The following is a 26,437-nucleotide window of genomic DNA, read 5'->3' as shown; positions in this document are numbered from 1 at the left end:
GGGTCGCCCCGGACTTGTTCCGCACCCTCTTCATGTCGTCGTTGATTCATCTGCGGCACGATCTGCCGCCGCACGGAGCCCTGGCGGTGCTGTGCGGCGTCGACCGCTCGGCCGTCATGCGAGCCGTCGAAGAGATGTGCGGGCCGTTGGCCGAGCGGGGGTGTGCTGTCCCCGAGCGGCCCGGGCCTGCGGCTGCGGACGCCGGCGGACGTGTTCGCCTACGCCCGGGCCGAGGGCGGCGAGCTCAGACTGGACCGCCATCGAGGTGCAGGTCCGTCGGCCGGCGGCCGGTCGCGGGGCGGGCGGGCGTTCGTGTCGGGCAAGAAGAAACAGAACACGATGAAGGCCACCGTCATCGCCGACCACAAGGGGCGCACCCTGTGGACCGACGCGCTGCGGCCGGGGCGGACGCACGATGCCACCGCCGCCCGCGCGGCGGGCGTCACCGGCTGCTCCGACCACCTCGAGCAGGTCGAGGTCCTCCTCGACGACGGCTACCTGGGCCTGGGCCGCGCCCCCCGGACCAGGCCCTTCCGCCGCCGAGGAAGCCCCGTCCCGGAGCGCTGCCCGGCAGGTTCGCACAGGGGGAACGTGACCGGCACGGCCACTCGTCCGACCGCATCACCGTCGAACACGGCCTGGCCGACCACGAACGCCGGGAACAACGCATCCGCTGGACGCACCGCCGCGACCGGCTGCCCGACACCTGCCGCGCCATCGCCGGCCTCGTCCTCGACCGCACCGTCGCCGCCCGAGGCCGGTGCCCGCGGGACCTGGCACGTCCCGCCCGCTTCACGCATCGGCTCGTCACTCCGTCCGGCGGGAGGCGAGGAGTTCTGTCACCGCCTGGGAGGCCTGGACGGCGCGGGGAAGCCGCCAGGGATGGTGGTGGGGCAGACGATCTCCTTCAGTTCCTCCTCGGTGGCGCCGGCGTTGAGGGCGTAGCCCCCGTGGATCTTGATGAAGTCATCGAGGCCGAGGGCGGCGAAGGCGGCGACGAGCGCGAGCCGGCGGGTGCGGACGTCGAGGACGTCGAGGACATCGAGGACGTCGCGGGCGAAGAGCTCGCCGACGGCATAGGAGTTGACCGCGTGGGACAGGAAATCGAAGAGGCGGTCCGTGCGAACGTCCGTCCCTGACCCAGGGTCTGGCGCGCGCCGGAATCCGGTAGCCGCCACTCAGACTCTCTTGAGCGTGATGCCGCTGTTCTCGAGGGCGCTGGTCTCGTCGGCGGGTGCGGTGGTGTCGGTGACGAGGACGTCCACCAAGGTGGAGGGCCCGACGTGGGCGTGGGCGGTGCGGCCGAGTTTGGTGCCGTCGGCGGCGGCGATGACGCGGCGCGCCGAGGCGACGGCCGCCTTTTTCACCACCGCTTCGTCGAGGTCGTAGGCGGTCATGCCATCGGCGGCGGTCAGGCCGCAGCAGCCCAGGACGGCGGTGTCGAAGCGCAGCGCCGACAGGGAGGCGAGGGTGAGGGGACCGATGAGGGCCCCCTCACCGGTGCGGGGCCGGCCGCCGGGGACCAGGAGTGCGGTCGGTTCGGGGGCGTCGCTGAGGACGTCGATCGCCTGCAGGGACAGGGGCATCACGGTGACCCGCCGTCCGCTGAGCAGGCGGGCGACCTCCAGGCAGGTCGTGCCGCTGTCGAGCAGGACGGTCTCGCCGTCGGTGATGAGTGAGGCCACCTCGGCCGCGATGCGGCGCTTGGCGTCGACGGCCTCGTGGGTGCGCAGCGCGAAGGGCGGTTCGTCTCCTCGCAGGAGGAGGGTGCGCGCGCCGCCGCGGAACCGTTCGAGGACGCCTTGTGCGGCCAAGTGGTCCAGATCGCGACGGATGGTCATTTCCGAGGTGCCCGCCAGTTCGGCGAGTTCGGTGACGGTGGCCGTCCCTGCCTCCTGGACGGCCTGGGCGATCAGGCGGTGACGCTCGACGGTGCTCATGCCGCGATTCAACACCACTTCCAGTGAACATTTCAGACGTTCGCAGTATGGGTTTCCGCACAGAAGAATTGTTCGTTAGGGTGTCCGCATGGAAAGAGCGCTGCGCGCCTCTCGCGTTGTGACATTCGTTTACTTCATCCTCAACGGCACCTTGCTGGGCATGTGGGTCGTGCAGATCCCGGCCATCGAGGAACGCGTGGGCATCGGGCACGCGGCGCTGGGCGGGTTCCTCGTGCTTCTGGGGGCCGGGGCCTTCGCCGGGATGCAGGTCGGCGGGCGGCTGTCCGACCGGCTCGGCGCTCGCGTCGTCGTCCCCCTGGCCGGCGTGCTGTGCAGCGCGACCCTGGTGCTGCCCGGCCTCGCCCGGGAGCCGTGGGCCCTCGGAGCGGCCCTGCTGCTCTTCGGGTTCGGCAACGGCACCCTCGACGTCAGCATGAACGCGCACGCCGTGCAGGTGGAGAAGGCGTACCAGCGGCCTGTCATGTCGGCCTTCCATGCCACGTTCTCCGTCGGCGGCGTCCTGGCCGCGCTTCTCGGCGCCGCGGCCATCGACATCGGCTGGGGCCCGGCCACGACCCTGGCCGCCGCCGCCGGCCTCGGCGTCGTCGTCGCCCTGTCGTCGGCCCGCGGCCTCCTGCCCGCCGTGTCGAACGGCCCCGAGGCCGATGCCGGGCCCAAGGGGCGTAAGCGCCCCGTTCCCCCGAGGATCTGGCTCCTGGCCGTCCTGGCCCTGCTGGTCATGCTGTGCGAGGGAGCGGCCAACGACTGGAGCGTCCTGCACCTCAAGACCGTCCTGGGCGCGTCGGAGAGCACCGCCGCCTTCGCCTACGGGGCCTTCGCGGCGACCATGACCATCGGCAGACTCCTGGCGGACCGTATCTCCGCGCGGTTGGGGCCGGTTGCCGTCCTGCGGTACGGCGCAGCCCTCGCCGCCGCCGGCATCACGCTCGTGGCCCTCTCGCCCTGGATCTGGGCGGCACTCGCGGGCTGGGCGCTGTTCGGTCTGGGCCTGTCCGGCTGCGTTCCACAACTGTTCAGCGCCGCCGGACACGCCGACCCCGCGGCCGCCGGCACCAACGTCTCCCGGGTCGCCGGACTGGGCTACATCGGCATGCTCGCGGGCCCCGCCGTCATCGGCTGGATGACCCATGTCATGGCCCTCAACCACACCTTCCTGCTCCCCGCCCTGTTCTGCGCGACCGTCGCCGCGGCGGCCGGTATCCTGCGCCCCTCCCCGGACCGGCCGCGCGTGGTCGCGCCGGCCCCCTGACCGCCTGCGCGGCGCGGCCTGACCACGCGCCGCGCAGGCTTGCCGCCTCGGACGCACCATCAGCGCCGTACCTATCGCGCATCGCGCATCGGGCGGATCCGGCCTGCCCCGCGGAACCCGCTCAGAAGCTGCGAACGAACTGCTGAACAGACCAGTGATCTGCGGCTGGCCGGAGCCGTCGAGGTCGTCCGGTCCAGGGTTCCGTTCACGAGCGGCGAACCAGGTGACAAGCCCCCAGACAAGTGGTTCGATCTGGTGCCCGTGGCAGCTCCCCGGTCCTGGTGATTCGGCATAGCCGATACGGCATGCGCGAGACGATGAGTGCCCTGAGTGTCAGACGGCCTTCCCGGGGCGGGCAGTGCCGAGGCGTTCCCAGAGGCCGACCAGATGCGCGTGCAGGACCTCCTCGGCTCCCTCTGCGGTCAAGTGGCCCACCAGTACGTGGGTGGTAAGGCCGTCGGCGAGGGCGAGCAGGGCGCGGGCCTCGCGCTGCGGGTCGAGCGGCGCAGCGTCTTCGTCGGCAGGGACGCTTTCGGTGGCCTCCGCGATAAGACGGGTGAGGAGGTCTTGGAGGGCCGCGTAGCTGGTTCTCAGGGGGCCGGTGAGTGGCTCGCTGACAGCGGCCTGTGCGACGAACGCGAGCCAGATCCGTGCTTCGGCGCGGTGCTCCTCGCGGAGCAGAGCAATCTCGTCGGCCGCGTGGCCCAGAGCGGTGGCGGCCGACTGGGCCGGGCTTGCCGCCACGCGGTTCCTTACCCGTTGGGTGATGCGGCCGCCGACGTGGTCGACGGCGAAGAGGAGCATCTCCTCCTTGCTGCGGAAGCAGCGCTGAACGGCGCCGAGGGAGACCTGCGCACGGGCGGCGACGTCCCGCATGCTCACGCCCTCCGGTCCGTGTTCGTCGGCGAGAAGGCAGACGGCCTCGGCGATCCGGCGGCGTCGGCTTTCGTAGTCCACCTGTTTGGGCATGCTCGGTCGGCCTCCTTATTCCAATACGATCGTATCGCTTCCGGGTTATGGTTCGGGCACGAGCACTTCGGCGTGTGGATGGGAAGCGCGATGATCAGGCAGGAAGCCCTGTGGGCCATGACGGCCGCCGCCCAGGCGGAGGCGGTGCGAGGCGGAGAGATATCGGCGGTTGAGTTGGTGGACAGTCACCTGGAACGCATCGCCGGGGTCAACCCGCAGGTCAACGCGGTCACGCAGCTGGTGGCCGAGCAAGCCCGCGAGGCCGCGGCAGACACGGACCGGCGGCGGGCAGCGGGCGAAGAACTCGGGCCGCTGGCCGGCGTGCCGTTCACGGTGAAGGAGACCACCGCTGTCGAAGGTGTGCCGACCACGCTCGGGACGGCGCGTTTCCGCGACTTGGTGGCTCCGGCCGATGCACCCCCGGTGGCCCGGCTCCGCGCGGCGGGAGCCATACCGATCGGTCACAGCAACATGCCCACCCTGGTCCTGGCCGGGATGCACACCCGCAGCGAGTTGTTCGGCGACACCCTCAACCCGTGGGACCGGAGCCGGACCCCGGGCGGCAGCAGCGGCGGTGACGCAGTGGCCGTCGCCACCGGCATGGCCGCGCTCGGGCTCGGCAACGATTCCGGCGGATCGGTACGGATCCCGGCCTCGTTCTGCGGCGTGACGGGGTTGAAGCCGACCACCGGGCGGTTCCCCGCCGATCACCGCGTCCTTGGCCCGGACGACCCGGGGCCGGCCTCGCAGATGCTGGTCACTGACGGGCCGCTGGCCCGCACGGTCGCCGACCTGCGGCTGGCCTACGAGGCGCTGGCCGGGACCGACCCGCGGGACCCGCGGGCCCTGCCCGTGCCCCTGTACGGCGAACCGCTGCCGGGGCCGATCAAGGTCGCGGTCGTGGCCGACCCCGGCGGGCACGGCGTTCATCCCGCGGTCCGCGCGGCTGTCACGGCCGCGGCCGACGCGTTGCGCGACGCCGGGTACGACGTGCGGGAAGTAACGGATGTTCCGCGGCTGGACGAGGCACTCGAGGCATACGGCCGCATCACCGTGACCGAGTTCGCGCCGACCTGGCCGGTGGTGCGGACACTGCTCGGAGAAGGCGGTGACCGTTACATCCAGATGGCCATGGAGAAGACTCCGCCTGCGGACGCCGCGGAGCTCACGAAGCTGATGGGGACCTGGCTCGGTATCCGCCGCTCCTGGGCGGAGTTCCTCGACGAGTACCCGCTGCTGCTCGGACCGGTGTTCACCGAGCCGCCCGTCGAGCCGGGACTGGAATCACGCGACGAAGCGGGACGGAAACGCGTCGCCGAGGGCATGCGCCTGTGCACGGTGACCAGCTTCGTGGGTGTTCCCGCGGTCGCCGTGCCGACCGGAGTCGGCGACGGACTGCCGTCCGGCGTGCAGGTCATCGGGCGCGCGTTCCGGGAAGACCTGTGCCTGACCGCTGCCCAGGAGATCGAGGACCGCCTCGGCGTGCTCACGCCGATCGACCCTCGCCCCGAAGTCCCGGCTGCCGCACGCTGAGCGTAGCTGACCCGGTGTGCGCGTTCGGTCGGCGATGAGCTGCGCGAAACGCAGTGCGTGCCAGGCCGGTGCGCTGACACAGCGGGACGGCAATGGTGTGGCTGAGCAACTTGCGCTGCCAGCGTGACCACAGGTGCCAGGTGTCGCGGGCCCGGACGCGTTCGAGGTGGCAGCGGTCGACGAGCTGACCGATGACGGTTTCCACGCGTGGGCGTCTGCGAGTCAGCATCCCTGGCAGTGGCGCGGCTGACCGTGGTTTGCCGTGGGGCGGCGCCACCAGGTCCGCGTTGCGTGCGCGGAGTTCCGTGACCAGGCGCGGAGCCCCGTGAGCGCTGTCGGCCGGGACCCAGCCCTCGGCGCCGCGCATCATGTCGGGAGCCACCGCTTGCTCGGCGGTGTTGGCCGGGGTGAGCCTGCTGTCGACGATGACGCCGGGCCAGCAGATACGCAGACGGGCATGTGATCCCAGGCAGGTCTGCTTGGCGACTTGTCAGCAAGGTGGTGACGGCGCGACCGTGAGCGGATTGCGCCGCGGATCTGGGCCGCCCTCAAGGCGTTCCTCGCCAACACCGCCACCACCTGGCCCGGCCGCCGACGACAGGTGCACGCCTACTTCCGCACCCGCTCGCCCGACCAGCTCCTGGCCACCGCCGCCCCCTGGACCAGCCCCTGGTTCCCGACCAGTTACCGACAGAACTTCTGGAATGGCGCTTAGCCTGCGCACTCGTCGATGATTTCGGCGATCAGTCCGCGGGGGTCGTACAGAGAGCGTGCTCCGTCGGAGACCACCCGGCGGGTACCCGCGTCCACCGGTGAGGTGCTGGCCCAGTCCGGGGTTCCGACACACAGCTCGATCTCCAGCCCGGACTCTCTGACGAACCGCCACTCGGTGATGGGTCCCCAGCTGCGGGTGGTGACGAACGTTCCGAGTGCCGACTGGTCCGCCAGGGACTCAACGTCGTACAGCGAGGGGTCGTCGCTGAGGAGGACCAGGTCCACGTCCGAGTCGTCGCGTGCCGCGTCCCTGGCCCACGAGCCGACGAGCAGCAGGCCGGCGACATCGGTACGGCCACCGACCCACTGCTTGGCCCATTCCAGCAGTGCGGCGACTTCCTGGTGCCGGTGAGCGCTCAAGTTCTCCTCTTCCCCCCTGCCAGGTCAGCGGTTGCCGATCGGCGTGTATGGCGCTGACCGGCTGTCACGAGGTGTCTGGTGTAACTGTCGGAGAGTTTCTCATCCGCCGAGGGCGGCACCGCGACCGACTCCGCCACTCCAGTGCCCTTGGCGAGCCGCAGGCTCACGTCCAACAGATGCAGGCAAAAGTCGGAGCTCAGGAACGGCTGCCGGTTCTCCGCCGCGGCCCAGGCCAAGTCGGCCACGCCTGCGCCCACGGTCAGGTCGTGCGTGTCGGTGTAGCGGTAGCCGGCCGCCGGGACGACGAACGGAAGCTGCTCGGGCGGGGCGAGATAAGCGTGGTCCTTCCCGTTGGTGTCCACCCGGCGGCGCAGCATGACCGGCTCGGACGCCTGCCACACGTCACCCACCGAGAGGGTGCCCTTGTCGCCGATGACGGTGAGTGTCTGGTCGGTCGGAGCAACCCATCCGATACTGATCCTCCCGACGGTGCCGTCCGCGAACTCGAGGAATCCCAGGGAGTGATCGGGGGCCACCTCACGAGCGTCGAGCGTGGTCCACTCATCGACCAGCAAGGAGGCGGTGTGGGCCGCCATTCGTACGACGGGCCCGAACATAGCCACCAGCCAGCTGAGCTGGTAGCCAGCATGCTCCATCACGCAGCCGTTGCGCACCTCGTCCTCGAAGGGCCAGGGCACGCCCCGTTTGCTGTGCCAGTCGGTGTATGCCATGAACGCCAGCGCGCCCATGTCCAGCGCGGCGTGGACCAGACGCGGCCGACCGACGAGCCCGTCGTCCACAGCCTGCATCAGGGTCTGCGCGGACTGGCTGAACACCGTCGACGGCGCACTGGACAGGAGTAAGCTACGCTGCCCAGCCAATCGCACCAGCTCGGAGGCTTCGTCCAGCCTGGTGGCCAGCGGCTTCTCCGAGTAGACGTGCTTGCCAGCGAGCAGCGCGGCCTTACTGACGCTGTGGTGCAGGGTCACTGGGGTGAGGTTGACCACGATGGCCACGGTCGGATCGGCGAGGAGTTCGTCGAAGCTGCCGTACACGCGGCCGCCGTACTCGTGGACGAAGGACTGGGCGCGGTCTGCCCGGATGTCGTAGGCGCCTCGGACGTCCAGCCATGGATAGTTGGGCAGTGTTGCGCCGTAGAAGTCGGCTGCGTATCCGCAGCCGGTGAAGGCGATACCGACGGGCCGGCCCGGGTTCACCAGCTCCCCGGGAACGCGGGCAGTCGCATGTGGTGGCATGTGTCCTCCAGTTCTCGACGGGTGGTTCCATGCAACTCGATCGTTCCGCGCACCTCGCCGGGGGACCGCACCAGGACGCCGCGGCGTCCTGGTATATGAACGGGTTCCTCCGGTTTCACGGGTGTGCTTCTCCGGATGGACGCCGTGGCCGCGCCGAGATGTCGGCGGTACTGGTCCAGCGGCCGGTAGCGGGCTACGTCGAGGGCCAGGAGGAAGGTTCCGGCGATTCCTTCTGGTGGTGCGGTGACCGGAGGCCCCCCGGCCAGGGCCGCGAACCCACAGGCGGCCAAGGCCAGGCCGTATCCGACGGCGCCGCCGGCCGGCAGCAGGCTGCCAGACTCCAGCACGCTGCCCGGGTCGGTGCATGGCTGCCCATGGCTGTCCTGGGCCAGGTGTTCGGGGATCCGCTCGCCGGCATGTTCCAGTGCTTTGACCGCGTTGTACGAGATGGCGGCGGATGACATGTCGATGATGACGTCGCCGCCCTCGGCGGGGAAGCCGAAGGCCCACGGGTTGGTGTCGAAGACACGGTCGATGCCCCCCATCGGCGCCACGATGGTCTCCTCGGGCAGCAGGGCGTGGCCGGTGGTCAGCACGCCGACCAGGCCCAAGGCCGAGAGCTGGGCGACGTACAACCCCAGACGCCCGAGGTGGCCGTGTCCGGTGACGAGGACGGTGGCCGCCCCGTTCCGCCTGGCTTCCTCGGCGGCCCTCCGTACCGCCAGCCGCATGGCTGTGGCCCCCAGGCATCGCCGACCCTCGATCACGGTGGACCGTGCGCCCCGCCGCACGACGGCGGGGCGCACACCCGGCACGAGTTCGCCCACCTCGGCCTGGTGGGCGTAGGTGGCAACGAGGCGGATGCCGTGGCTCGAGTGTCCAGCGAGGTCCGCGGCCACCAGCGCGAAGGCCGCGTCCTGGGCGGCCGTGTCATCGGCGCCGAGAGCGCCGAAGACGCGGGCCGCCCACTCCATGGCCGCACACGCGGGTATCCGGGACGTCTGCGATGGTGTGTCGGCCCCCGCCGTCACCCATTGCCTCGCTCGTCGAGGACTACGCTGTCGTCCCCTCGGTCTCCGGGAATGAGTTCCTTGTAGTTCTCCGCCACCTTGCGGAAGGCGGCCGCGTACATCTCGATGGCGTCCTGATCGAAGCGTCTGAACGGCGGGACAGTCAAGGCCCTTACCGACTCGGTCACGGGCAGGTCACCGAGCCCCTGGGGCTGGCCGCCGGTATGCACGAAGTTCGTAGGCGCGCCCTCGTTGTAGATGTCCGCGCTCCTGAACAGCTCATGGGTGTGCAGCGGCTCACGGATGCAGATGCGTGTCCAGGAGTGGAAGCCCTCGGCCCTGATGGCTTCGACGAACCGTGCGACGGACAGGCCTTCGAACCGCTCCTGTAGATAGACGCCGTGCGGGTTGTACCAGCCGCCCATGGTCGAGCCGCTGTCCTTCGGTGGGCGATGGGCGACTAGGCCGGGGATGTCGGCGAGCAGGTCCCAGAAGTAGTTCATCGCCTTGTCGATCTCCTTGATGCGCTCCTCGAAGCGGCGCAACTGGACTCGACCGATCGCGGCGCTGAGGTTGTGCATCCGGGAGGTCACGCCGCCGAGGGGCAGGCCAGCGTACCGCAGCAGTTCCGGAGACTTGACCTCACCGGAGTGGAAGCGGAAGTTGTGCCCCCAGGCGAGCGCCCGGTCGTGGAGCTCCGGGTCATTGGTGGCGATCATTCCGCCCTCACCGATGGCAAGGGGTTTCCCGCACATGGAAAACGCCGCGATGTCGCCGAGTGTGCCAACTCGGCGGTGGCGGTACAGGCTGCCATGGGCATGGGACGCGTCCTCGATGACCTTGATGCCATGGCGGCGGGCGATCGCGCTGATGGCGTCCATGTCGACCGGGTAGCCAAGCAGGTGGACGACGACGATCGCCTTGGTACGGTCGGTGATCTTTCGCTCGACGTCGGCGGGGTCGAGGTTCATCGTCAGCGGGTCGATGTCCGCGAACACGACACTGGCCCGCAGCGTGAATGCCTGCACGCAGGAGGCCCAGTATGTCGACGCCGGGACGATGACCTCGTCGCCCTGGCCGACGCCGCAGGCGAACATGGCTCCGAGGACCGCATGGGTTCCGGAACTTTCAGTGATCACGTATTCGGTGCCGAGCCAGTCCTTCAACTCGGACTCGAAGGCCGGAACGGTCTCGAAGTCGAGATAGCTCGGCTTTCGCATTGTCGTCAACACCGCGGCCTCTTCTTCGGCACCGAGAATTGGCCACTCGAAGAGTTCCTCCCGGGGGGTGATCACTGCGGGATCGCCGCCGAGTACGGCTAACTGGCCCATTTCACCAACCCATCATCTGCGGGATAATTACTTGATCTGCCATCAGGGCCCGGCTAGGCTAACAACGTGACCTATACATGTCAACAGCCTGACGTCCACGTTTTTCGCCCCACCATTTCACCCGCCCTCAATAAGTCAGTGCTTGATGAGCTCAGGCGCCTGCTGGCCGAATTTGACGCGCAATACGTGAGCGTTGCCGGCGACGAGCCCTCGCGGTTTCCGTTTCTATGCCGCTGGGCTTACCAGATCCTCACCAGCCAGAACCGGGAAATCGACGGCCGCACCGGGAGCCCGGTCGACTGCATCCCCGGGGAACGAAATTTGGACACCGGTGACGCCTCCTCCGCCCCGCTCCCACACTTCGTGCACCATTTGTCTCTTGAGGTAAGCAATGGGAGTGATTTTCAACGGTATTTCGGCCCGGAGTGTACGGAGGAATTAGACACGGCGGTCCGGGAGGTGGTCGGCGGCCTGGGCTTCCCCCTCGCCCGGCACCTCGATCGGATCGAACCGGTCGTCGGTGTCGGGACCATCAGCCTGTATGACGCGCTGTGCCGTACCCGCGTCACGGTCCCGGGTGACGTGGTTCTGCATCCCGAGGTGTCCTATGGCTTCTTCCTTCCTCAGCCCTACCGGGTCGGCGGTGGCGTGGCAACCGTTCCCATGGCGCCGGACGGCACCGTGGACATCGACGCCCTGGACCGTGTGGTGGCCGAGCAGAACACCCGCCTGTACGCCGAATGGCTGCCGCAGCGGTCCGCCCTGGTATGGCGCACCCTGCGGGACCTTTACGGAAGAGGGCTGCTGGACACTCCACCCCGGTTCGAGGACGCGGAGGAGATCACCTCCGGCCTGGAGGAGCTCGATACCCTGGCAGCCGCCCGGACGCTGCTCACCAGGGCGATCTCCCGCTGGCCCGTACTGCGGGACGCGCAACCGCTTCACCGTCGGCCGGCGCAGGTGCTCCGGCCCCCTCGGGTCGTCTGCTACCTGCACATCAACCCGGGTGTCACCGGCCGGATGGCCACTCCCTCCCACCTCGCACGGCTGGGCGAGGTGCTCGGCCGGTACCGGGTGGCGGCCATCGAGGACATGTCGTACCACTCGATCCGCAGCGCTCCGGAGGACTGCGGCACCCTGCTTGAGTACTACGCGGATACCTACGTGCTGTTCGGCATCTCCAAACCCTTCGCACTGGCCAACCTGCGGATCGGTCTGCTCTGGGCTGCGTCCGTCAAGGCGGAGTCCGTACGCCGAGCACTCGAAGGCACCGTCGGGTTCGTGTACACCGGGTTCCAGAATGCTCTGGCGCGGGCGCTGGGGACCGGGGCCGACGCGATCCGCACCTATCTGGCCGAGGAGTCCTGGCGTACGGAGAACAGCTACGAGTTCCGTCGTCACCTGATGGTGGCGATGGTGGAGGGTGCCGGGTCGGAGCGAATCCCTGATGTGCAGCGCGCCCGGGTGCGGTCCGTGGTGCTCGACGAGGTGGACCGGCTCCTGCGGTGGAAGTTCGACCAGGGTGTCGTCATCTGCCCTCCCGGCTTCGAGGACCGCCCGGTCGACACCCCCTGCTACGACAAACTGGATCCCGCCATCCTGGACTTCCACCGGGACCTGGCCGTGCGGTTCCTGACCGAGGGGCTCAGTCGCTGGTTCGCGGTCGAGTACGAGCCGGAGTGCGGCTTCTTCCTGGTGGTGCACTGCGACGCGGTGCTGGGCCGGGGGCGGATCGGGCCGGTCGGCATACGGCGGACGTTCCATCTGTTCGCCGTGCTCTCCTACCTCCTGGGCGTCCGAGTGGTGCCCGACGAAATGATGACCTTGCCGGGGAGCGGCCACCGACGGGTCCGGCTGTCCTTCTCGCCGCCGGTCCAGAACCTGGTCCGCTGCATGTTCACTTGCCACCAGGGGCTCACCTGGCTGGAGGAGCAGTCGGGGGGCTGCTGAAGCAGGCCGCCCCGGCCCCGTCGGCGAATCCCGTGCGGCGAGCAGAAGCCGGGGTGCTTCGACTGCCCGCCGTGCGCTGTCTGCGAGTCGAAGCCGGACAAGGACGTGTCGCATGTTCCACTCCAAGTTGTCAGCGGGCGGGTGTGCCCGCGTCGGCCTCCACGGACGCTCTGCCCGTATCTCCGTGCGACCGCGCGGCGCAGGCGGCCGAGAGAACTCCGTCGAGGCCGGTCGTCGGAGGACCGCGGATCGCCAGGAACCGGACGGCGCGGCAATGTGCGATGCCTCCTGAGGCTGGCGAAGCTTTGAGCGACACGGCGGTCGAAAGCCGGCCGGAGTGTTCGTCCGCACCGGCCGCCGTCCCTGCGCCCCGGCATCCAGCACAGCCGGACCACCGAGGCCGATATCGGGCATCTGTGCGGCCGAAGGAACCGGAGGGTACAGCTAAGTCGTTCCGGCCTGCCGTCGGGTGCCGTGCCACAACGCGAGCACCAGGGCGAACTGCGCCGCGGTGCAGCACGTGAGGACCGTGGCCGCTCCCGAGACGTCGACCAGCCCACCCAGCAGGAACGAGCCAAGCGAGTAGCAGAGCAGCCCGGCGAACATGTCGAGGCTGAGGACCCGGCCCAGGGCCCCCGGCGGAATGATCTGCTGCAGACAGGTCTGCTCGACCATCTCGAAGGCCAGTCCGCAGCCCGCGATGAAGGTGCAGAGCAGGAGCAGCGGACCGGAGGACCACGCCAGGGCCAAGACGGCCGTCGCGCCCACGGTCACCAGTCGCCTGAAGTGCACGAGCCCCAGTTCCGCCCCGGCCATTCGCCGGACCAGCCACGACCCGGCCACGACGCCCAGGCTCTGCAGGCCCATGGCCAGCCCCAGGCCGCCCGCCGTGCCCGCGCTCTCGGCCATCAGCCGCGGCAGGGTCACCGCGACGGCCGCCGAGTACACGGCCTTGGTGAGAGCGGAGTTGAGCACGATCAGCCGAGCCGACCGTTCACCCAGCAGCACCCGCAGCCCTTCCCGTACGGCCTGCCATACGGTCCCCGACGGGGCATTTCTGCCGCCAGCCGGCTGCCTACCGATCCTCTGGGTCACAACGGCGGCAACGAAGAACGACAGGGCGTTGGCGAGGATCAGCCAGTGCGCTTCTGTGACGGTGAGCAGCAGTCCGCCCAGAGCCACCGAAGCGATTCTGATCGTGTTGTACGTGGCCGAGTGCAGGAAGTTGGCGGACTTGAGGTTGCCCTGGGCCGTCTGGGCGAGCAGGGGCATATGGGCGATGGTGCCCAGTGCCCGGCAGGCGCCGAGGACCAGGCTGAGCACGACGACCGGCCCCAGCGTCAGACTGCCCCCCAGCACCACGAGGCCCACTGCGAGCGCTGCGGCCCCCGCCACCAGATCGCTGATGATGAGCATCCGGCGTCGGCTCAGCCGGTCACTGAGGTACCCCGAGGGCAGGGCGCACAGGAACTGGGCAGCGGTCGTGGCGGCGACGACGATGCCTGTGGCGGCCGAGGACCGGGTGGTCGCGAAAACGCTCCAGGCGACGGCCACGTCGTAGAGTCCACCGCCGAAGAAGGAGAGCGACTGTCCGATCCACAGCCGGGTGAAGTCCCTGTTGTGCCAGAGTCGTCCGACGCCGGTCGTGTCCTCCCGGTGCCGAGTCCGCAAGCGCATGACGAGCCTTCTGCCGTTCAACAGGGTGAGAGGTCGAGGAATCGCTCGCTCCAGAGCAGCTCGATCTCGGTCAGAGCTTCGACGCCGCTCGGTGCCGTAAGGTCCAGTCCGAGCTCGGCCAGACTGCGCTCGCCGTCCGCGGAGAGGAGCACGGCGGCGACCCTGGAACTGACCGGAACGCGCTTGGCCTTGGTGTACTCACCCGTCACAACGGTCCGCTCCGTGCGATCCGGTCCGCTCTCACGCACGATCACGGTGTCCACGCAGAGGCTGGGCACAAGACCCGTCAGTGCCTGCCGGTCGTAGGACGAGCGGGATATCAGGAAGTCACCGACGACCAGATGGTCGAGTTCCGTGGTGAGGAAGCAGCGTATGGCGTCCTCGACGGAGTCGACGATGGGCTCGGCGTGGTTGTTGAAGGAGGTGTTGAGCAAGACCGGGACCCCGGTAAGCGCCTCGAACTCCTCCAGCAGCCGCCAGAACTGGTTGTTGACATCCCGGTCCACTGCGTGGACCCGGGCGGTGCCGTCTACATGGGTGACGGCGGCGAGTTCCGCACGGCGGTGCTCCAGGACCGGAACGGTGAACACCATGAAGTCCGGCGCGTCGATGTCGTCGGGGAACTCGAACCACTCGCGCAGGCTCTCGGTCTGTACCGATGGTGCGAACGGCCGGTAGGTCTCCCGTTTCTTCACCATCAGGTTCACCCGTTGGCGGTTGTCCGCGGGACGTGGGTCGGCGAGAATGCTCCGGTTGCCCAGCGCTCTGGGCCCGAACTCCGAACGCCCCTGCACCCAGCCGATGACCCTGCCGGAGGCGAGGAGTTCCGCGGCCCGCTCCTCGATGTTGGCCACGCGCTGGACGTCCAGGTAGCCGGCCCACTTCTTCAGCAGAGCTTCGGTCTGCTCCGGGAGGGCCAGTGAGGGGCCCCAGAAGACGTCACGGATTCTGCGGTGCGGCAGCGTGGAGACCGCGTCCGCCTCCACTTTGATCGCGGCGCCCAAAGCGGCGCCGGCGTCGTGGGACGCGGGGTGGACGAAGATGTCCCGCAGGTGCTGGTCGCGCAGTAATCTGCCGTTCAGCGTGCAGTTCTGTCCGACGCCGCCGGCGAGCGCGAGGCGAGAGTGTCCGGTCGCCCTCAGCCAGTGACCGATCATGTGGAGGGCGGCCTCCTCGGTCACCTGCTGAACAGTCGCCGCGAAGTCCATGTGCCGCTGCTCGAACAGTCCGTTCTTGCGGCGTGGGGCGAATCCTGCGGAGAACATAGCCGCGCGCAGTCGTGTGTGGTCCAGACGGAAGTCGCCGTCAGGCAGCAGTTCGAAGAGTTCATCGAGGACCGGGCGGTAGGTGTCCGGATTTCCGTAAGGCGCGAGCCCCATGACCTTGTACTCGTCGAACAGCTGGTAACCCAGCAACTCCGTTCCGGCCGTGTACCAGTGGCCGAGTGAGTCCGCCGGGCCCTTCGAGACGAGCAGTTCGACCCGGTCGCCTGCGGCGCTGTAGATCGACGTCGAAGCGCTTTCCCCGCGGCCGTCCATCACGACGACGAGGGCATCGCTGAAGCCAGACTGAGGGTAGACAGAATAGGCATGCGAGTCGTGGTGCTGAACGAAGGAGAGGCGGTGGTCAGGGAGTTCGTACCTGAATAACTCGCACACGCGGTCCTTGATAAGCTCTCTGGCCGAGCTAGTCATCACATCGGGGTGTTCCACGTACTGATGGAAGAGTTCCTTGTCCGTCCACGCCTCGTCGAAGAAGAACGCCACCGCGTCCACGTGCTCGATACCGATGCCTGCGTGCGTGAGGCAGGCCTGAGCGGCGTCGCCGGAGAAGCGGTTCGTGTGTTTGAGCCGGTTGAGTCGCTCTTGTTCGACTGCGGCAACGACCTCGCCATCCCGAATGAGTACCGCCGACGCGTCGTGAAAGAACCACTGGGGAAGGCCGGGTACGATTTCGCGGCCCGGCAGCGAGAAGCAGCAATTCAGTCCGAGGGTATACATGACTCTCCCTTGGATGGAGACGAGAATGCCCGTACGTTGCGCGCAGTGAACCCCAAAACTGGTAAATGCCCAGTGAATGAAACCACAGTGAAGTGCGTTCCACAAAGCATCGGCAATCCATTGATGCACTTTCGGACACTTTCGAAGTCGCCGACGCCGTGAACCCATACGTCCACTTTTGTGTGGAGCCCCGCACGGAGCTTACGTCTATAGGTGGTTTGTTGACGTCGGGCAGTCATCGCAGCAGAAGGACGGGCGGGGGTGGCTGCCGTGACCGCTCGTCGTCCGTGTCCACCGGCGCCGGGGTCACTCGAGGACTACGCCGCCGGCTTCGATGACCTGCTCGACTCGCTGGCCCAGCGGCGGGGCTTCCGCCGGTACCTGACGGGGCTGCTGGCGCCGCGGGAGCGGAACAAGACGCTGACCTGCCTGGCCGGGGCGGAACCGGTGGCCGACGCCCAGCACCCGGCGGTGCAGCGGCTGCAGTTCTTCCTCTCCGAGTCACCTTGGGAGCACGAGCACATCAATGCCCGCCGTCTTGAGCGGCTGCGGGAGGATCCGCGCAGGGCCCCGCATGCGGGTGGGGTGCTGGTCATCGACGACTCCGGGGATCCCAAGGACGGGACGGCGACCGCCCACGTGGGCCGGCTGAGGCCATCTCATTCGGCTGTTCAACTGAACGTGCGCCGGTAGGTCTGCGGGCTGACGCCGGTGGTGCGTTTGAAGCGGTCACGGAAGGTGGTGGGTGAGCCGAAGCCGACCTGGCTGCCGATGCGCTCCACGGAGTGCTCCGTGGTTTCCAGCAAGTGCTGTGCCTGGCGGATGCGGGCCCGGTGGAGCCACTGGAGCGGCGTGGTGCCGGTCTGGTCGCGGAACCGCCGGATCAAGGTTCGGGTGCTGGTTCCGGCCCGCTCGGCGATGTCGGCAAGGGTGAGGTCGCGGGCCAGGTTTTCCTGTAGCCAGGTGAGCAGCGTCTCAAGCTCGGAGCCCCGCGGTGTGGGTGCGTGGTCGTAGACGATGAACTGCGCCTGCCCGCCCTCTCGTTCGAGAGGCATCACTGACAGGCGGGCGGCGTCGGCGGCGACGGCCGAGCCGTAGTCACGGCGGATCATGTGCAGACACAGGTCCATGCCCGCCGCGGCACCGGCCGAGGTGAGCAACTGGCCGTTGTCGACGTAGAGGACGTCCGGGGCGACGTCGAGGTCCGGGTGGGCGGCAGCCAGCAGACCGGCCGCGCGCCAGTGGGTCGTGACGCGCAGTCCGTCGAGGAGCCCGGTGCCGGCCAGGGGGAAGGTGCCCACGCAGATGGAGGCGATCCGGGTGCCGTCGGCAGCGGCCGACCGCAGCGCATCGTGCACGGCGGGAGGGAGTGAGGCAGCGAGATCGGCGACGCCCGGCACGATGATCGTGTCCGCGCCCTGAAGGCCCTCCAGGCCCCAGGGGGCACGCAGGGTGAAGGCTCCGGCGTCGACCTCGTCGCGCTCGGCGCACACCCGTACCTGGTAGCCGGGCCGCCCGTCGGGCAGGCGGGTCCGGGAGAAGACCTCGATCGGGGTGGACAGGTCGAACGGGATCACCTGATCCAACGCGAGCACGGCAACCGTATGCATGGCCAGAACTTACCTCCCCGCCAGCTTGACGGACCTGGGCCGCCCTTCCGGAAGCCCCACGTCATCGCAGTCCACACGTTTCAAGAAAGTGTTGGCACTATTCCGTTGCAACCTGTCACTAGTGCCACTGGGCGAACACCCAGGCAGCCGGTTGACTTCGGAGCGTCCCGATGGAAATCGACGCCGAAGGAACCCCACACCCATGCACACCCAGGTCGTCCTGTTCGATGGCTTCGATCCGCTCGATGCCATTGCCCCCTACGAGGTCCTGTACGCCGGCGGCTCGGCGACGGAGGCGCGGTGACCGTCGAGCTGGTCACCGCAGAGGGCCCTCGTGAGGTCGTCAGCGGCATCGGAGGACTGACGCTGCGCGCCGTCGGCGCCCTCGACCTGGAGCGCGCCGACATGCTTCTGGTACCCGGCGCCTCCGGCCGCGTGGGCGAACCCGGCGAGGCTCCGGAAGAAGAGGTGGGCGTCGCCGAGCGGAAGCAGGACGAGTTCATCCCGGTGCTGCTGGGCCGCACGCTGACCACCGAGCTCCCTGCGCTCCTCAAGCAGGCAATGGACGACCCGGACATCACCGTCGCCACCGTCTGCGGCGGCTCGCTCGTCCTGGCCATGGCCGGCCTGCTGGAGGGACGTCACGCCACCACCCACCACATGGGCCTCGACATGCTGGACGCCACTGGCGCCCACGCGGTCCGCGCCCGCATCGTGGACGACGGCGACCTGATCACCGGCGCCGGCGTGACCTCCGGTCTCGATCTGGGTCTGTACCTACTGGAGCGCGAGGCGGGCCTCCGCGTCGCGCACGCCGTCGAAGAACTCATCTCCCACGAACGGCGCGGCACCGTCTGGCGCGCGCAGGGTCCAACGCCCACCACTCTCTGAGCGCCCGGCCCTTCGCCGATCAGTCGCTCACCATCCCCCTGCACAAGCAGGAAGAACATCAGCATGTCCGTCGAAGGCACCGTCGCCGTCGACCCGATCACCGTCCCCGCGAGTATGTTTCCCGCAACGCCGCGCCGCGCCCTCGCCGACGCCTGACTGATCGCCTCGATCCTGCTGACCGCGACGGCCGCCAGCGTACTGACACTCCTGATCCTGCCCACCCGGGACCGCGCTCTGGCCGAGACGTCGGTGCTCGCGCTGCGACAGCTCGACCGCGGTAATGCGGCCCGCCCCAGGAAGAAGAAGTCATCCCCTCATGAACCTTGTGTCACCAGTGATCGTCGGCATCATCTACTGCCTGCTGATGTCCCTGATCAAAGAACCGCACCGACGCCACTTCAACGCGATCATGGTGGGCGGAGCCGGCGCCGCCTATCTGAGCGGGGGCGGCTTCGGCCCGTGGGAGCTCCCATTCGTCGCACTCACGGCCTACGTCGCCTACCGCGGCCTGGACTCCTGGGCCTTCATCGGCGTCGGCTGGCTGCTCCACACGGCCTGGGACATGGCCCACCACCTCAAGGGCAATCCGATCCTGCCGTTCTACCACGACGCATCTCTGGCATGTGCCATCTGTGATCCGGTCATCGCCCTGTGGTGCTTCCGCGGAGGACCTTCCCTGATCGCGCTCGTCCGCCGCCGGTTCCGGCCCGGCCGGACAGCAGACCACGCGCACGATCACGTCTCCGTCCCCTCCTGACCGGACCGCACCGGCACCCGACGGTCAGCCTGGGAGCCGGAAGACCGCCCCCGCCTCTTAACGAGTTGGTGCGTGATAGCGGGCGGGCATCCTGGTGTAGTGAGGGGCTTGGCTGATCGTGCAGTGCTGACGCACCCGTTGTTCACGGGCGTCTCGGTGGCGCATCTGACGTCGTTGGCGGAGGAGTTGGCCCGGCCATGGGCGGCCGCGGTAGAGGGGAGGCGTCTCCGAGATCGTGGTGGCGTACGCAGGCGCGCACCGGGTGCCGGTGCGCGGTACCGGCTGATGTTCGTGGACCGGCTGGCAGTCACGTTGATCCATCTGCGGCATGACCTGCCGCACGCGGTCCTGGCAGTGCTGTTCGGTGTCGATCGCTCGACCGTCCCGCGCGCCGTCGGATCGGAGAGGTCCGGGGCTGCTGGCCGAGCGGGGGTTTGCCGTTCCCGAGCGCCCGGGTCTGCGGCTTCGGACGGTGGAGGATGGGTTCGCCTACGCCCGGGCCGAGGGGGTCGAGCTCCGGCTGGACGCCACCGAGGTGCAGGTCCGCCGGCCGCGGCCGGCCGCGGGGGCAGGCGGGCGTTCGTGTCGGGCAAGAAGAGGCAGAACACGATGAAGGCCACCGTCATCGCCGATCACAAGGGCCGCACTCTGTGGACCGACGCGCTGCGGCCGGGACGGATGCACGACACCACCGCCGCCCGCGCGGCAGGCGTCACCGGCTGCTTTGATCACTTCGACCAGGTCGAGGTGCTCCTCGACGACGGCTACCTCGGGCTGGGCCGCGAGCATCCCGGTCAGGCCGTCACGCCGCCGAGGAAGCCCCGCCCCGGTGCGCTGCCCGGCAGGTTCCAACAGTGGGAACGCGTTCGCCACGACCGTGCGTCCGACCGCATCACCGGCGAGCACGCCCTGGCCGACCACAAGCGCGGAAACAGCTCATCCGCTGGACCCACCGCCGCGACCGGCTGCCCGACACCTACCGCGCCATCGCCGGACTGGTCACCGACCGCACCGTCACAACCTGAGACCAGTGCCCGCTGAGCCAGGCACGTCCCGCCCGCTGTCACGCACCAACTCGTAACCGGTCGGCCGCACACGCGGCGCCGCGCGGTCCTCGAAGAGCTCTTCGCGGAGCGCGGCCTTTCCGTGCCGTTCACGCTGTGCCCGTCGACCACCGACCCGGCTGTGGCCCGGGAGTGGCCGGCGTGGACGGCGGCCGGGCTGGAGAGCCTCGTCTTCAAGCGACTCGACGAACCGTATCGCGGCGGCGCCAGGTCGTGGCGAAAGTACAAGGTGCGGGTCACCACCGAGGCCGTCATCGGCGCGGTCACCGGCTCCCTCACCGCGCCCCGGACGGTGTTGCTGGGCCACTACGACACCGCGGGCCGCTTCCTGTACATCGGCCGCAGCACCACCCTCTCCCAGACCGTCGGCCATGCACTGGCCGACCATCTGACCCCACCCCGGGACGCGCACCCGTGGACCGGGGGAACGTTCTCGGCAGGCTGGGGAACCCAGCGCAACCCTCGACGTCCACCTGGTACAGCCCGACGTCGTCATGGAAGTCGCTGTCGACGTCGCCCGTGACCAAGCCGGACGCTGGCGCCACCCGGCCCGCCCACACCACGTACGCACGGACATCGACGTCCAGCAGGTGCTGCTATTCGGTGAGGACGGCCTCTCCTCATAATCCTGGGCAGACCGTGTTCGGGCCGACCGCAGGACCGGCCGCGTCAGGGGAGGTGAGTTCCTGGCGCAGGTCCAGGTAGACGCCTCACGGCGCCAAGCCGTCAAGGGGACAGCTGAGAACCTCCTGCAGCTCTGCTGGCTGTTCGATTACGGGCGCAAGGGGACTTTGGTAACCCTGGTGCGGGTCTGGAGCCGTTGGCCGGGCTGGGAGTCACGGTTCTGTTCGAGGCCGATGCCGAGCGCCTGCGCGACGGGACGAAGCCGTGGGCGTTCGTCGCGAGCGGGGCCCCGTTCCACGAGGACCTGCTGGTGCGCACGGACGCCATCTCTGTGGAGGCTTGTCCCGACGTCTGTCTGCCCCGGCTGCGTGAGTTCGGTCTGACCATCCCGGAGTGAGAGCTCTGGTCTCGGCTATGCCTCGGCTGCCTCAAGTCCTTCCGACGGCGGCGGGAAGGCCAGCGTTTCGTCGTAGCGTTCGCCGTGCTGCAGGCAGTGATAGATCTGGCCGACCAGGCGGTTGAACAAGTGACGCAAGGCGGCAGCATGCCAATCGCCGTGTTGGTCGCGTCGTCGCCGGTAGTGGACCTTGGCACCCGGCGAGGCGGTCAGGGCAGCGAAGGCCCACAGGTGGCCGGCGTGGTTGAGCCGGTCGTTTTTCACGCGGCGACGGGTGATGCTGGACTTGTTGCCGGAGGCTCTGGTGATGGGCGACGAGCCCGCATATGACTTCGGTCCGCGGGCGTCGGCGAAACGGGTGTGGTACGTCGCCGATCTCGGCCAGCACCCGGGCACCGAGCTGGACGCCGAGACCCGGGAAACTCAAGATCACTAGCGGCAGTGACATCGATCATAACCAGGCCCGGCTCCGCGAGGTATGCATCCCTGATCGGCTTCATGACCTGGTCGACGCCCCGGGCATCGCCGCCGGTTCACCAGCCGTGAAGCCATCAGCCGAAGGAGGAGCGGTGTAGCGGTGCAGTCAGGCCCCAGGGCAGTCAGGGCGTGACTACACCGCCGGTCCGGGCCTTCCCTGATCAGATGCGGTCCTGCCTCCGCTTGGAGCGGCTGTTCCTTGTCGGTGTGCCGAAAGGTCAGGTGCGGGGCAATGAGCCGCTGCATCTGGTCGACGGTCGCGACCTTCAGCACACCGAGCACGCGCAGCACGTCGCCGCGAGGGCCGTTCGTCGACCCCGCTGCATTCCTCTTCCGCTTCCCCGCCATCAGCCCCGCGCCTCCACCCCTCGCGCACGGCCACTGGCTGGGCGCCGACCACACACGGCCACCAAGATCACCCGGCCCCGGGACCCGGTGATCTCCTCCCACCCGGACATCACTTGCGAGTTCAGGAGGAGAGTGAAGGGTTGTGACAGCACAGCGCGCGATCGGATCCGCAGTGTGACCTGGAATTCCACTGTCTCGTCGGATCCGGGCACCGAGTGGGTTCCAGTGGCAACGAAGTGCGCACCGCAGGGGCGCGCTGCGGCTCGCCCGGTGCTGGTCGGACTTGTGGTCGGGGCAGGCGCGCCGGACGCCGGCCTCTGGCCGGTGTGCCGTCATCGCGGTGTCTCCTTCGCATCGGGCCGCCCCGGGGTGGGCGGTGATCGAGGGACCAGCGTGCCGGGGTATCCCTTGTCCGCGGGCAAGTTGAGGATCTGATTCGAATAGGTGGGGATACTCGCGGTTCGCGGGGTGGAACCGTAAGGGAACATGCCCTGGTATGGGGGTATCACGCACACGCAGGGCAGCCGTAATCTTTCTCGCTCTGCAGGCCGTGAGCGCGGGACTGGCACTGTGGCTGTCCGAGCAGTTTCAGGTGGCCCGGCCGGCCGCAACAGCCGTCGCCCTGCTTCCAGCCGTGCCCGGCGCCTTCCTGGCTTGGATCGCCTACCGGGACGCTCGCGCCGATGCCGCGGCGAACGCGGAAGCGAAGGCCAGGACGCTGACCGCTGCGGTCACCGCGGCAGAGACCCGCCAGCGTGCTCAGCTGATCGGTCCCGGTGCCCACCGCATCGACCTGATCTTCCGTCATCGGTCCGAGCCTGCCAACAACGCCACGGGCGCCGCCGACGAAGGGCGCCTCACTGACGTCGTCGACTACTACCGGCGGTTGCGCCCGGCCCGCCTGGTGATCACCGGCGAGCCGGGTTCCGGCAAGACCCTGCTCGCCCTGGACCTCCTGCTCGGTCTGCTCACCCACCCCGAGCGGACTGAGACCGACCCGGTCCCGGTCCGTCTCTCCCTGGCAAGCTGGGACACCGACCGGCCGCTGCGAGACTGGCTCGCCGAGCAGGTCCACGATCAGTTCCGCGACCGCGGCGTCACCGCCGCGGACGCCTGGCTGCTGCTGGACCGACACCGAGTGCTGCCGGTCCTGGACGGCCTCGACGAGATGGACACCGTTGCTACCCCGGTCGGCCAACGGCGTGCCCCTCGTGCCCTGGAGCAGCTCAACACCTACCAGCACCCCACCGGCAACGCCCCGGTGATCCTCACCTGCCGCACCGCCCAGTACGCCGAACTGACAGCCCTGGACTTACGGATGCGCGAGGCCGCACGCATCGAGATCACCCCCGTCACCCCAGCCCAGGCCATCGCCTACCTCACTGCTCGTAGCACCAGCCCCGCCCGCTGGACCACCGTCTTCGACACCCTGGCCGCCGCCCCCGAGTGCGCCCTCGCCCAGACCCTGAACACGCCTTGGCGGCTCAACCTGGCCGCCACCGCCTACGAGGAACGCCACCCCGACACCCTCGGCTACCTCCGTGACCCGGCCGACCTGCTCGGCTTCGCCTCACGCAGCGAGGTACGCGACCACCTGCTGGGCATCTACCTGCCCGCCGCCATCAGCCAGCACCCCACCCGGCCCGGCTGTTACCAGTCCGACCAGACACACCGCTGGCTGGCCGCGCTCGCCGCCCACCTCGCTCCCCCCGCGTCGGCCGGGGTCGGAACCGATCTCGTGCTGCACCAGTTGTGGCCCATGGCAGGACGTCGCCGGGTCCGTACCGCCGACGCGTTCCTCACCGCGCTTCTCTTTCTCGCTCTCGACGCCCTGCTCCTGACGCAAGTTCCCATGGGCCTCTCCCCCCGTGAGCTGCTGGGCACCGCGCCCGTCATGCTGCTCGGGCTCGGGGCCTTGTTGCAGGCTGGCAGAGCACATCCCCAGCGGCCCCGGGCGGCCCGACTGCAGAGGCTGCGGGACTCCGCTCAACGACGACGGATCGTCCGGAAGACCCTCCGCGGGCTCGGGGCCGGGCTCGCAGGTGGCCTGGCGGTCGGCCTGGGAGTGGGCCTCACCGTCGACTTCGCCGTCGGCCTCGCGGGCGGCCTCCCCATGGCGCTCACGGGTGGGCTCACGATCGGGCTCGTCAGTGGGCTCGCGGGCGGGTTCGCGCTCGGGCTCACCTCCCCGGCTGTCCCCGCCACCCACACGAGCGGACTCACCTCACAGGCGGACCCCCGCCACCTGATCCGGGACGATCTCGTGATCGGCCTCGTGGGCGGGCTCACGTTCGGGTTCGCCGGCGGAATCGCGGGCGCACTCACCTTCGGAGCCGCGTTCGGACTCACCTTCGGACTCATCGCCGGGTTCACGGGCGGGCTTGTGGGCGGACTGTACTTCGCCACCGGTGCCGGCCGTCGCTACGTGATCTTCCTTTGCTGCTCCCGTGGCCGACTGCCCTGGCGGCTCGGTGCCTTCCTCCACTGGGCCTACGGGGCCGGCCTGCTGCGGATCTCTGGCACGGCCTATCAGTTCCGCCACCGGGAACTACAGGACTGGCTCACCACCCGTCCCCGCGCGTAGCGGTCCGACCGCTCGACTGAATGTAGCCCCCTCCGAGGAACATATGCCCCGACCCGGCCGGCCGCTTCCTGCCAATGCCGACACCGGAATCGCCCGGAGTTCTGGTCGCCCGGCCAGCGATCGCGGTCGTCCAGCGCGCAGCAAGCGCTGCCTGAACGGCGAGGGTGGTTTCCTCGTCAGCGGCCGCGACATCGACCACGGCCAGGCCCGGCTCCGCAAGGCGTACATCCCTGATGAGCTTCCTGACCTGCTCGACGCCCCCAATGTCTGTGCCGGTCCGCCGGACACGGAGGACTCGCCCAATCGGGCATCACCGCTGCGGCCCCACCGACAGCTACGGTCGGCGGTCCGAGCCATACGGATTCGGCAGGATGCAGCGAGACGTGGTCCGAGGCGAGAGTGCTGCGGCCCGCGAGTGTGGCGAGCGCATCCGCGAGGCCGTCCGAGGGGACATCACATGACGCAGCAGGAGCCCCCGCATAGAGCGCATGGCCGGACCTGCGCTGACAGCAGCCTATGAACGGCACCTGCAGTCCCGCCGACTGCACGATTGCCCGCCGCCGGACAATGCGCAGTCCGCCGTGAGGCACGGCAGCATGCGGAGACGAACGACCACCGTGCCCAGCTCGCCGTGTGCTCCGGATCGGCATGTACCGAAACAGTCAGTCCCGCGGCGATCACGACCGTCCGGCTGCCTCAGGATTCGCCCGGTTCTCCAGCCACCGCTCGCTCAAAGAGGCCCATACCTCTTGGTACTGATCGAAGACGGGTCGCAGGCTCTCGTAACTCAGCTCCTGCTCCGGAGTCGCCGCCATCAGGTATTCGAGTTCGTCGGCCAGCCGTTGGAAGCGGTACTGGGCCTCTTCCATGAGGATCCAGCGCGAGCGCCAGTTGAAGAACGGCTCGACCGCTCCCAGCAGTGTCACGAGTGCCACAAGGGTGAACGCGACACTCGCCCAGAGGTTCAAGTCCTGCAGCCCGAGAATGACGGTGGAACCGGCGGACAGGGCAAGGGAGGCCACTTTGATGACGGACGCCGAGCGCCTGAACGTCCTTTTCCTGCTGCGCGCGTAGTCGTTTCCGCTCCGAATCTTCGCCAGCAGAAACCGTGCGCCGTCGGAAGCGGGAATGCCGATGCCCCACTGACTGTCCACCGTCCCCATACCTTTCACGCCTCACAGAAATGGCCACCTCCGACCTCCTCCGAGAGGTCCGCCGTCTCCGTCGACGCTCGAGACCAGGTGCGAACCGCGGCCGCCGCGGCGTGGAAGTGGCCAGCGCGTTACGTCGCCTTTTACCTGCTCGACACGGGCGGCACAAATCTGACCGGCTGGCCGTACCCCCGGGCGTTGTGAGCCCGGGCGCGGGTCAGCGGCGGACCGGTTCCGGGTAGCGCTTCCTGCGGCGGTAGGGGTCATCCACGCCGATCTGGTGCCAGGGCTCTCCGCGTTGCAGGGCGGGCAGTGTGAGGGCGAGCACGTGCACGGTGATGCCGCGCACGGCGTTGGGCGAGTGCGGTCAGGCGGTGGTCGAGCAGATGCTCGGGCTTGCCCGCCAGGACCACGTGCAGGGTGGGGAAGCGCTCGCTGCGTAGGTAGCGGTGGCGCTGCCAGAA

The 26,437-nt window shown here is 69.0% G+C and carries 21 protein-coding genes and 6 pseudogenes; 12 read left to right on the top strand and 15 right to left on the bottom strand.

The genetic code is table 11. From position 1 onward, the window contains the following. Positions 1-38: 38 nt before the first annotated feature. Positions 39-749 (top strand): annotated as a pseudogene (locus IEZ04_RS30380) (transposase family protein); the annotation flags it as partial. Between the two features lie 90 nt (positions 750-839). Here IEZ04_RS30380 and IEZ04_RS36095 read toward each other — a convergent pair. Both IEZ04_RS36095 and IEZ04_RS30370 read right to left on the bottom strand, forming a co-directional pair. Further along, the gene (locus IEZ04_RS36095; RefSeq protein ID WP_373296384.1) at positions 840-1,178 is read right to left on the bottom strand and encodes a carboxymuconolactone decarboxylase family protein; all 339 of its coding nucleotides are present in this window, start codon (positions 1,176-1,178) and stop codon (positions 840-842) included. Further along, positions 1,179-1,940: a DeoR/GlpR family DNA-binding transcription regulator gene (locus IEZ04_RS30370; protein ID WP_189220198.1), complete on the bottom strand. Its 762-nt coding sequence runs from the start codon at positions 1,938-1,940 to the stop codon at positions 1,179-1,181. An 88-nt stretch (positions 1,941-2,028) separates the two neighbouring features. On the opposite strand from IEZ04_RS30370, the gene IEZ04_RS30365 reads away from it, so the two are divergent. Beyond that, positions 2,029-3,210 carry an MFS transporter gene (locus IEZ04_RS30365; protein ID WP_189220197.1) on the top strand — a complete coding sequence of 394 codons (1,182 nt, stop codon included), beginning with the start codon at positions 2,029-2,031 and terminating at the stop codon, positions 3,208-3,210. A 333-nt stretch (positions 3,211-3,543) separates the two neighbouring features. Here the strand turns inward: IEZ04_RS30365 and IEZ04_RS30360 are convergent, their stop codons facing one another. Then, positions 3,544-4,179, bottom strand: a complete 636-nt coding sequence (locus IEZ04_RS30360) for a TetR/AcrR family transcriptional regulator (protein ID WP_189220196.1) — start codon at positions 4,177-4,179, stop codon at positions 3,544-3,546. A 90-nt stretch (positions 4,180-4,269) separates the two neighbouring features. Here IEZ04_RS30360 and IEZ04_RS30355 point away from each other — a divergent pair, with 90 nt between their 5' ends. After that, a complete protein-coding gene (locus tag IEZ04_RS30355; protein WP_189220228.1) occupies positions 4,270-5,712 on the top strand; it encodes an amidase in 1,443 nt (480 codons plus the stop codon). Here the strand turns inward: IEZ04_RS30355 and IEZ04_RS36090 are convergent. Beyond that, positions 5,666-6,139, bottom strand: coding sequence for a transposase (locus IEZ04_RS36090; protein ID WP_373296383.1), 474 nt, complete (start codon positions 6,137-6,139; stop codon positions 5,666-5,668). The two genes, IEZ04_RS30355 and IEZ04_RS36090, sit on opposite strands and share 47 nt — an antisense overlap. Before the next feature lie 105 nt (positions 6,140-6,244). On the opposite strand from IEZ04_RS36090, the pseudogene IEZ04_RS35875 reads away from it, so the two are divergent. After that, positions 6,245-6,427: pseudogene (locus IEZ04_RS35875) on the top strand (IS630 family transposase); the annotation flags it as partial. On the opposite strand, the gene IEZ04_RS30350 reads toward IEZ04_RS35875, so the two are convergent. From IEZ04_RS30350 to IEZ04_RS30335, 4 genes are read right to left on the bottom strand one after another with little or no spacing between them, the layout of a single operon-like run. Continuing rightward, positions 6,424-6,846, bottom strand: coding sequence for a nucleotidyltransferase domain-containing protein (locus IEZ04_RS30350; protein WP_189220195.1), 423 nt, complete (start codon positions 6,844-6,846; stop codon positions 6,424-6,426). The pseudogene IEZ04_RS35875 and the gene IEZ04_RS30350 overlap by 4 nt on opposite strands. After that, positions 6,843-8,063, bottom strand: coding sequence for a Gfo/Idh/MocA family protein (locus IEZ04_RS30345; RefSeq protein WP_189220194.1), 1,221 nt, complete (start codon positions 8,061-8,063; stop codon positions 6,843-6,845). Before IEZ04_RS30345 ends, IEZ04_RS30350 begins: the two co-directional genes overlap by 4 nt. Beyond that, the gene (locus tag IEZ04_RS30340; RefSeq protein ID WP_189220193.1) at positions 8,060-9,076 is read right to left on the bottom strand and encodes an Ldh family oxidoreductase; all 1,017 of its coding nucleotides are present in this window, start codon (positions 9,074-9,076) and stop codon (positions 8,060-8,062) included. The genes IEZ04_RS30345 and IEZ04_RS30340 overlap by 4 nt, the downstream gene beginning before the upstream one ends. Before the next feature lie 53 nt (positions 9,077-9,129). Next, entirely contained in the window at positions 9,130-10,443 is a 1,314-nt protein-coding gene (locus IEZ04_RS30335) for a DegT/DnrJ/EryC1/StrS family aminotransferase (RefSeq protein WP_189220192.1), read from the bottom strand. Between the two features lie 66 nt (positions 10,444-10,509). Here IEZ04_RS30335 and IEZ04_RS30325 point away from each other — a divergent pair, with 66 nt between their 5' ends. Then, a complete protein-coding gene (locus IEZ04_RS30325) occupies positions 10,510-12,393 on the top strand; it encodes an aminotransferase class I/II-fold pyridoxal phosphate-dependent enzyme (protein ID WP_373296381.1) in 1,884 nt (627 codons plus the stop codon). A 444-nt stretch (positions 12,394-12,837) separates the two neighbouring features. On the opposite strand, the gene IEZ04_RS30320 is transcribed toward IEZ04_RS30325, so the two are convergent. Further along, entirely contained in the window at positions 12,838-14,070 is a 1,233-nt protein-coding gene (locus IEZ04_RS30320; protein ID WP_189220189.1) for an MFS transporter, read from the bottom strand. A 17-nt stretch (positions 14,071-14,087) separates the two neighbouring features. After that, the gene (locus IEZ04_RS30315) at positions 14,088-16,070 is read right to left on the bottom strand and encodes a carbamoyltransferase family protein (protein ID WP_229821385.1); all 1,983 of its coding nucleotides are present in this window, start codon (positions 16,068-16,070) and stop codon (positions 14,088-14,090) included. A gap of 270 nt (positions 16,071-16,340) precedes the next feature. Between IEZ04_RS30315 and IEZ04_RS30310 the strand changes: the two are divergent. Continuing rightward, positions 16,341-16,718: pseudogene (locus IEZ04_RS30310) on the top strand (transposase); the annotation flags it as partial. Between the two features lie 23 nt (positions 16,719-16,741). On the opposite strand, the gene IEZ04_RS30305 reads toward IEZ04_RS30310, so the two are convergent. After that, positions 16,742-17,680, bottom strand: coding sequence for a GlxA family transcriptional regulator (locus IEZ04_RS30305; RefSeq protein ID WP_189220188.1), 939 nt, complete (start codon positions 17,678-17,680; stop codon positions 16,742-16,744). Positions 17,681-17,882: 202 nt separating this feature from the next. Between IEZ04_RS30305 and IEZ04_RS30300 the strand changes: the two are divergent. The 5 genes and pseudogenes from IEZ04_RS30300 (at position 17,883) to IEZ04_RS30275 (ending at position 21,413) form a co-directional block, all read left to right on the top strand. After that, positions 17,883-18,571: pseudogene (locus IEZ04_RS30300) on the top strand (DJ-1/PfpI family protein). 316 nt (positions 18,572-18,887) lie between these two features. Further along, positions 18,888-19,328, top strand: coding sequence for a DUF6010 family protein (locus IEZ04_RS30290; protein ID WP_189220187.1), 441 nt, complete (start codon positions 18,888-18,890; stop codon positions 19,326-19,328). 108 nt (positions 19,329-19,436) lie between these two features. Beyond that, positions 19,437-20,353 (top strand): annotated as a pseudogene (locus IEZ04_RS30285) (transposase). 121 nt (positions 20,354-20,474) lie between these two features. After that, positions 20,475-20,915 carry a hypothetical protein gene (locus tag IEZ04_RS35340; RefSeq protein WP_229821383.1) on the top strand — a complete coding sequence of 147 codons (441 nt, stop codon included), beginning with the start codon at positions 20,475-20,477 and terminating at the stop codon, positions 20,913-20,915. Positions 20,916-21,212: 297 nt separating this feature from the next. Then, positions 21,213-21,413 carry a hypothetical protein gene (locus tag IEZ04_RS30275; protein ID WP_229821382.1) on the top strand — a complete coding sequence of 67 codons (201 nt, stop codon included), beginning with the start codon at positions 21,213-21,215 and terminating at the stop codon, positions 21,411-21,413. Positions 21,414-21,428: 15 nt separating this feature from the next. Here IEZ04_RS30275 and IEZ04_RS30270 read toward each other — a convergent pair. After that, positions 21,429-21,846, bottom strand: a pseudogene (locus tag IEZ04_RS30270) (transposase); the annotation flags it as partial. 942 nt (positions 21,847-22,788) lie between these two features. Here IEZ04_RS30270 and IEZ04_RS30265 point away from each other — a divergent pair. Next, positions 22,789-24,822, top strand: a complete 2,034-nt coding sequence (locus IEZ04_RS30265; protein ID WP_189220186.1) for an NACHT domain-containing protein — start codon at positions 22,789-22,791, stop codon at positions 24,820-24,822. Here the strand turns inward: IEZ04_RS30265 and IEZ04_RS35335 are convergent. The 3 genes from IEZ04_RS35335 to IEZ04_RS35695 all read right to left on the bottom strand — a co-directional run bounded on the left by IEZ04_RS35335 (position 24,800) and on the right by IEZ04_RS35695 (position 26,322). Next, the gene (locus tag IEZ04_RS35335; RefSeq protein ID WP_268245706.1) at positions 24,800-25,057 is read right to left on the bottom strand and encodes a DUF6207 family protein; all 258 of its coding nucleotides are present in this window, start codon (positions 25,055-25,057) and stop codon (positions 24,800-24,802) included. The genes IEZ04_RS30265 and IEZ04_RS35335 overlap by 23 nt on opposite strands. A 442-nt stretch (positions 25,058-25,499) precedes the next feature. Next, complete coding sequence (locus tag IEZ04_RS30260; RefSeq protein ID WP_229821380.1) at positions 25,500-25,976, bottom strand: DUF4231 domain-containing protein; 477 nt, start codon at positions 25,974-25,976, stop codon at positions 25,500-25,502. Positions 25,977-26,190: 214 nt separating this feature from the next. Then, positions 26,191-26,322 carry a hypothetical protein gene (locus tag IEZ04_RS35695; protein WP_268245703.1) on the bottom strand — a complete coding sequence of 44 codons (132 nt, stop codon included), beginning with the start codon at positions 26,320-26,322 and terminating at the stop codon, positions 26,191-26,193. Positions 26,323-26,437 lie beyond the last annotated feature (115 nt).

The organism is Streptomyces ruber (assembly GCF_014648075.1).
Taxonomy (GTDB): Bacteria; Actinomycetota; Actinomycetes; order Streptomycetales; family Streptomycetaceae; genus Streptomyces; species Streptomyces ruber.
This window is presented reverse-complemented; position numbering and strand designations above follow the sequence as displayed.